Consider the following 1045-nt stretch of genomic DNA (forward strand, 5'->3'; position numbering starts at 1 on the left):
GAGATGGTGCGGCGCGCATTCAAGACCGCAGAGTCCGAGCGGCCCGGCGCCGTCTACCTCGCCGTGCCCGAGGATGTCGACGAGGCGACGGACGGCTCGGACCTGCGCCCGCTGCGCAGGGACGTCGTGCAGCCCGAGGCGCCGTCCCCGAAGCAGATCAAGCGGGCGGTGGAGCTGCTGCGGGAAGCCCGCCGGCCGGTGATCCTCGCCGGACACGGCGCGGCGCGCGGCGGCGCCGAGGAGTCACTGACGGCGTTCGCCACCGCACTCGACGTGTCGACGGCGACCACCTTCCACGGCAAGGGCGTCCTGCCCGACGACCACCCGTGCGCGACCGGCACGTTCGGCTTCATGCGGCGCGACTACACCAACTTCGGGTTCGAGGAGGCCGACGTCGTCATCGCCGTCGGCTACGAGCTGCAGGAGTTCGACCCGTCCCGGATCAACCCGGACGGTGACAAGAAGATCATCCACATCCACCGCTTCCCGGCGCAGGTGGACGACAGCTACTCGGTCGACGTCGGCATCATCGGCGACATCTCCGCCTCCCTCGACGCCCTCGCCACCGAACTCGACGGCCTGCGCTGGACAGTCGACGACGAGGACACCACGGCCACCCGCGCGCTGCTGGCCAAGGAACTCGAGCAGGGCGCCGCGGACGAGCGCTACCCGCTCGCCCCGCAGCGCGTCATCGCCGACACCCGCGCCGCGCTCGGTCGCGACGACATCGTGCTGGTCGACACCGGCGCGCTGAAGATGTGGATGGCCCGGCTCTACCCGACGTACGCACCGAACACCTGCCTCATCTCCAACGGCTTGTCCACCATGGGCTTCTCGCTGCCCGGCGCGCTCGCGGTCCAGCTCGCCAGGCCGCAGACGAAGGTGCTGGCGGCGGTCGGCGACGGCTCGTTCCTCATGCACTCCCAGGAGATCGAGACGGCTGTCCGCGAGAACATCCCGCTGACCGTGCTGATCTGGCAGGACAACGGCTACGGGCTCATCAAGTGGAAGATGGACCTGGAGGTCGGGGAGAACTCCAACACCG

General features: G+C 69.8%; 1 protein-coding gene. It reads left to right on the forward strand.

Going from position 1 to position 1045, the window contains the following annotated elements; translation table 11 throughout:
- Window positions 1–1045: thiamine pyrophosphate-dependent enzyme (locus ACWFR3_RS46845; RefSeq protein WP_453740818.1), on the forward strand; the 1045-nt coding region annotated here is incomplete at both ends.

Source organism: Streptomyces sp. NPDC055189, from assembly GCF_053606765.1.